This is a genomic window from Collinsella aerofaciens (assembly GCF_039752955.1).
Classification (GTDB): Bacteria; Actinomycetota; Coriobacteriia; order Coriobacteriales; family Coriobacteriaceae; genus Collinsella; species Collinsella aerofaciens_BI.
The window spans coordinates 1-5,827 of the sequence record NZ_JBDMHB010000059.1 but is presented as its reverse complement, the minus strand read 5'-3'; the positions used below and the strand labels follow the sequence as shown (position 1 = coordinate 5,827).

The 5,827-nt window shown below is 62.1% G+C and carries 4 protein-coding genes; 1 reads left to right on the top strand and 3 read right to left on the bottom strand.

All coding sequences use genetic code 11. The features are described 5' to 3' along the window. The 3 genes from ABHR75_RS09335 to ABHR75_RS09325 all read right to left on the bottom strand — a co-directional run. A partial coding sequence (locus tag ABHR75_RS09335; RefSeq protein WP_346964175.1) for a homocysteine S-methyltransferase family protein occupies positions 1-1,316 on the bottom strand: 1,316 nt, incomplete at its 3' end. Positions 1,317-1,325: 9 nt separating this feature from the next. Next, entirely contained in the window at positions 1,326-2,114 is a 789-nt protein-coding gene (locus tag ABHR75_RS09330; RefSeq protein ID WP_346964174.1) for a hypothetical protein, read from the bottom strand. Further along, positions 2,114-2,986 carry a methylenetetrahydrofolate reductase gene (locus tag ABHR75_RS09325; RefSeq protein WP_138111646.1) on the bottom strand — a complete coding sequence of 291 codons (873 nt, stop codon included), beginning with the start codon at positions 2,984-2,986 and terminating at the stop codon, positions 2,114-2,116. Before ABHR75_RS09325 ends, ABHR75_RS09330 begins: the two co-directional genes overlap by 1 nt. A gap of 426 nt (positions 2,987-3,412) precedes the next feature. Between ABHR75_RS09325 and ABHR75_RS09320 the strand changes: the two genes are divergently transcribed. Continuing rightward, positions 3,413-5,500 (top strand): glutamine synthetase III family protein, encoded by a 2,088-nt coding sequence (locus tag ABHR75_RS09320; RefSeq protein WP_138111648.1) that lies wholly within the window; start codon positions 3,413-3,415, stop codon positions 5,498-5,500. Positions 5,501-5,827 lie beyond the last annotated feature (327 nt).

The window sequence follows — 5,827 nt, the reverse complement described above, 5'->3', positions numbered from 1 at the left end:
GCCTCGACGGCTGCGGGGTCGGTGGAGTCGATCTGCAGCGGCAGCAGCGTGGAGCCCTGGAGCTGCTCGGTCGCCTGCTGGATGATCTTGACCTCGTCGATCTCGGGCAGGCCCACGTTGACGTCCAGGATGTCGGCGCCCTGTTCCTGCTGGCTGATGCCCTGGCTCACGACGTAGTCCAGGTCGCCGTCGCGCAGGGCCTGTTGCAGGCGCTTTTTGCCGGTGGGATTGATGCGCTCGCCGATGACGGCGATTTTGTGGCCGTCACAGGGAAGGTCCACGACCGTCTGGGCGCTCGTGGCCGACATGCTGGGCTTGCGGCGGCGCGGGCTGGGCGTGTGGTTGTCGATAAGCGTGCGCAAGGCCGCCATATGCGCCGGCGTGGTTCCGCAGCAGCCGCCCACGACGCTCACGCCGTCCTCGATCATGCCGGCGACGGCCTCGGCGTATTCGGGGGCCTGGATATCAAAGACGGTATTGCCGTCGTCGTCCACGCGGGGCAGTCCCGCGTTAGCCTGCACCATAACGGGCTTGTCGGTAACGGTGAGCATACGTGCGGCGAGCCCTCGGAGCTCGGCCGGGCCCTGGCTGCAGTTGATACCCAAAACGTCGGCGCCGATGGCGTCGAGCGTGATGGCGGCGACCTCGGGGCTCGTTCCCAAGAAGGTGCGACCGTCTTCCTCAAAGGTCATGGTGGCAAAGACGGGCAGGTCGGAGTTCTCGCGGCAGGCGAGGACGGCCGCCTTGATCTCGGCAAGGTCGGTCATGGTCTCGATAATAAAGAGGTCCACGCCCGCGTCGACGCCGGCGCGCACCTCCTCGGCAAAGAGGTCATAGGCCTCGTCGAAGCTCAGGGTGCCCAAGGGGCGAAGCAGCGCGCCGATGGGGCCGATATCGCCGGCGACGTAGCGGGCGCCGGCCTCGCGGGCGCAGGCGACAGCGGCGGCAAAGACATCTGCCACGGTGGCGGCGCCGTCGAGCTTGTGGGCGTTGGCGCCAAAGGTGTTGGCGGTGATCACGTCGCAGCCGGCCTCGACATACTGACGCTGGATATCGGTGATAACCTCGGGCTCCTCAAAGTTGAGCAGCTCGGGCAGGGCGCCGGCCTTCATGCCGGCAGCCTGCAGCATGGTGCCCATGCCGCCGTCAAACAGCAGGTGCCCCGTGCCCTCGATGGCGGCGCGCAGGCGATCGTCCTTAATGCGCAGGTCGTCGATCGTGCGTGGCTTGTACACAGCGCCGTTGCAGCGTGCGGCATTGACGGGCGCCGCCAGCGCGGCACCATCCGAATTATGAGTAATAAGCGGGGTGAACATCGGGGGCTCCTAGTGGCTGGAATAGCAGGTGGTGTGGGCGGCGCGGAAGCGGCAGTGCTCGCGCATGCGGCAGATATTGCAGGTGGGGCGACTCTGGGCGTCGTGGACTTTGCCGTCGAACAGACCGATCACCGCGGTCACGCTCTTGGTGGGCATGAGCAGGCTGGTGGGCGTGACGGTAAGGCCGATGAGCCGCGTGGCGTTGAGCGCATCGACGATCGAGCGCTGGGCCGAGAGCGGGCAGTCGCCGTAGCCGGGGCTAAAGCGCCAGTTGCCGGCGAGCCCGTGTGCGGCGGCCGCAGCCTCGGCCTGCTGGTCCATCTGCTCAACGGCGGCTTCTACATAGGCAGAGCACGCGGCGTCGAGCACGGCTCCCTCCAGGGGCTGCTGGGCTCCCGTGGTGCGCAGACGACGCTCGGCGTCCATGCCGAGGGTGCATGCCATGAGTGCGGCAAAGCGGGCGTCTTTGAGGTGGCGATAGATATCGCGACCGCGCAGCTCAACGTTGGTGCCGACCAAGCGAATGCAAGGCTCACTTTGTTCGTCCACGCCCGTGGCATCGACGGCAAACACGCGGCGCACGCCACGGGGCTCAATGTCCAGTTCCAGACGTTCAACGACAAGCTCAATACGTCGTGACAGTTCGGGCTCAATCTGCTGGCCGCCGTAACCCAGATACCGCAGCATCTCGGCACGGTCGACACGGGGATGGTGCGCGGCATCGACACGGTAAAGCGCCGGCGACGCAAGGTCGGCCGGCACTTCGACAGCGGTTGTATCGATGTGCGGTTTTTCCATTACCCCAGGCGCTCCATAATGGTCGCGGCGATCGCAGGACGGTTCATAGTGTACAGGTGCAGGCCGTCGGCGCCGTGCTCCTTGAGGTCGCAAAGTTGGCGGGCGGCATAATCTACACCGGCTGCCTGCAGGCTCTCGGGGTCGTTCTCGTACTTGGCGAGAATCTTGATGACGGGGGAGGGCAGCGACGCGCCGCACATAAAGACCATGCGGCTGATCTGGGACTTGCCCATAAACGGCATGATGCCCGCGGTAATGGGCACGGTGATGCCGACCTTGTCGGCAAGCTCGCGGAAGCGGTAGAAGCACTCGTTATCAAAGAAGAGCTGCGTCACAAAGAAGCTTGCGCCGGCGTCCTGTTTTTGCTTGAGGTGTTCGACCGAGAGGTTGAGATCCTCACAGGCAATGTGGCCCTCGGGGTAGGCTGCGGCGCCCACGCAAAAGCCGGCGTCGACGAGCTCGGGGATGAGGTCGCGGGCGTAGGCGTAGTCGGAGGCGGGCTTGTCGTCCTCGGTCGCGCCGGCAGGGAGATCGCCACGCAGGGCCAGAATGTTTTCAACGCCGGCGGTGCGATACTCGTCGATCTTGGCGGCGATGTCGGCGTGGGTGCGGCCCACGCAGGTGAGGTGTGCCACCGAGGGCGTGTCGAATTCGCTCGAAATCATATGCGCGATGGGGGCGGTGGTGGCACCGTTGCCCGAGCCGCCGGCCGAGCAGGTGACCGAGACAAAGCTCGGCGAAAGCTTGCACAGATTGCCTGCCACTTCGCGAGCCGTGTCGAGGGTGAGCTCGCCCTTGGGCGGGAACATCTCAAACGAAACGGGCGCGGTGCCCTGGGATGCTGCCTGCTTAAAAACCTCGTCGACGCGCATATCGTGCTCCTCTAGATACGTAATAGTGTGATGTGTTGTAAGGATTCTACAGCACCACTGTGTCACGGTGGAGTTTCACTCGTTATTCGGGGATACCAATCAAAGATGCCTTGCTATCGGCTTTCTCTATAACAGAGCGGCTAATCTAGGCACGGACTATAAAGACTGGTATCTGATGCAAAATACCAGTTAATAGAGCTCCATCCCAAATTGACTACCCTTAAACCATGGGGAGAGGTCTGCAATTTATGCAGTTGATTGGCTGTTGAGGGTGGCAACGCCGCCTCGATAGGGTAACCTCATTGATTGGTTTCGCGACAGCAACATAACGGTAATGTCGCGGAAACACGGCGAGTCTAAGCTATGACTCGTTCGTTAGTAATCAACACCGCTTCTCACGCGGTGCCGATACGAAGGGAGTTCCGTATGGCCGAACTTACTGACCGCTTCGGGACCATGGTGTTCTCTGAGGAAGTCATGAAGGACTACCTCCCCAAGGACATTTGGAAGCGCCTTGCTGCAACCCTCGAGGGCGGTGAGCCGCTCGACCTGGATGTGGCCAACGCCGTTGCCCATGCCATGAAGGTCTGGGCCATCTCCAAGGGCGCGACGCACTACGCGCACTGGTTCCAGCCGCTTTCGGGCATTACTTCCGAGAAGCACGACAGCTTCCTGGAGCCCAACCACGACGGCACCGCCATTACCAAGTTTACGGGCAAGAACCTCATCCAGGGCGAGCCCGATGCCTCCAGCTTCCCCAACGGCGGCCTGCGCGCCACCTTCGAGGCCCGTGGCTACACCGCTTGGGATCCCACTAGCCCCGCCTTTATCAAGGACGATGTCCTGTGCATCCCCACGGCTTTCTGCTCCTACACGGGCGAGGCCCTGGACAAGAAGACCCCGCTGCTGCGCTCCATGACCGCGCTCTCGCGTGAGTCCAAGCGCGTTTTGGCGCTGTTCGGTAAGACCCCCAAGAAGGTCGTTCCTTCCGTGGGCGACGAGCAGGAGTACTTCCTGATCAAGAAGGACGCCTACCGCAAGCGCAAGGACCTGGTCATTACCGGCCGCACCCTCTTTGGCGCCGCTCCCTGCAAGGGCCAGGAGCTCGAGGAGCACTACTTTGGCGCTATCCGCCCCACCGTCTCGGCCTATATGAAGGATCTGGACGATGAGCTGTGGGCGCTTGGCATTCCCGCCAAGACCAAGCACAACGAGGTTGCTCCCTGCCAGCATGAGCTTGCCCCCGTCTATGGCGAAGTCAACGAGGCCATCGACCAGAATCTGGTCATGATGGAGAAGATGAAGCTCATCGCCTCCCGCCACGACTTGGTCTGCCTGCTGCACGAGAAGCCCTTCGAGGGCATCAATGGTTCGGGCAAGCACAACAACTGGTCGCTTGGCACCGAGTCCGAGAACCTGCTCGATCCAGGTGACACCCCGCTCGACAACCTGCAGTTCATCGTCTTCCTCACCGCGGTGATCGAGGCCGTCGATAACTATCAGGAGCTCCTGCGTGCCTCCGTTGCCTCGGCCGGCAACGATCATCGTCTGGGCGCCAACGAGGCTCCTCCGGCGATTATGTCCATCTTCCTGGGCGACCAGCTTACCGAGGTCGTCGAGAAGATCATCGATGGCAAGGCTTCCGTCCATGCCACGCGCGGCGTGCTCGACCTGGGCGCCGATACCCTGCCCAAGCTGATGCAGGACAACACCGACCGCAACCGCACCTCCCCGTTTGCCTTCACCGGCAATAAGTTCGAGTTCCGTGCCTGCGGCTCCGAGCAGAACGTCTCCGACTCCAACCTGGTGCTCGATGCCGCCGTGGCCAAGTCGCTCAAGTCCTTCGCCGACGCGCTTGAGGGTACGCCCGAGGATGAGTTCCAGGACGCCGCGCTCGAGTACTGCAAGAAGGTCCTGACCGACCACCAGCGCATCCTCTTCTCCGGCGATGGCTACTCCGACGAGTGGCCCGTCGAGGCCGAGAAGCGCGGCCTTGCCAACAACAAGACCACGGCCGACGCCCTGCCCGCCTTTGTTTCCGATAAGGCCATTGCGCTCTTTGAGGAGACGGGTGTCCTGACCAAGGCCGAGGCTCAGTGCCGCTACGACTGCAAGCTCGAGAAGTACAACAAGCTCATGAACATCGAGGCCACCACGATGGTTCGCGAGGCGCGTCGTACCTATCGCCCGGTCATTACCGCCTATGCCACCAAGGTCGCTAAGGGCCTTGAGACTATACGTGCCGCCGGTGCTGAGGCCGCCATGCAGTGCGAGCAGAACACGCTCAACAAGCTCTGCAACGGTATCACCACCATCAACGACTCCATCAAGGCGCTCGACGCCGTGCATCAGAAGGCCGAGGGCCTCGATGGTCAGGAGCAGGCCAACGTGTACGCGCACGAGGTCGTTCCCGCTATGGATGCGCTGCGTGCTGCCGTGGACGCAATGGAGGAGATCGTGGCCGCCGACTACTGGCCGGTCCCGACCTACGACGACATCCTGTTCTACGTATAGAGCGTAACTGACATATCGTCACGGTATTGAGCCGGGGTCCGCATCATGCTGGCCCCGGTTTTTGTTTGCGAAGGGCGCTTTGAAGCCCGTTTTGCCGCCGATTCGCCTAGGTATAAAGGGTTGTGGGCAAAAAACGTCAAATATGAGTACTGTCACAAGTCCTGTAGCATTATTTATTTGCAAAATATGCAGTGTTACGCAACATATGTCCAAGTACTTAGCCGATAAACGTCTGCATTTTTTCCGCCGTAGGTAGCGCGCAGAGATGTGGTGTAAGAGGCGGGGCATGCCCCGCCTCTTCTCTTTCTTGAAAGGGAGGGGACACCG

Bases quoted from the DNA above. Each gene is read 5' to 3' on its own strand.
- ABHR75_RS09330 (WP_346964174.1), bottom strand. From the start codon at position 2,114: ATGGAAAAACCGCACATCGATACAACCGCTGTCGAAGTGCCGGCCGAC.
- ABHR75_RS09325 (WP_138111646.1), bottom strand. From the start codon at position 2,986: ATGCGCGTCGACGAGGTTTTTAAGCAGGCAGCATCCCAGGGCACCGCG.
- ABHR75_RS09320 (WP_138111648.1), top strand. From the start codon at position 3,413: ATGGCCGAACTTACTGACCGCTTCGGGACCATGGTGTTCTCTGAGGAA.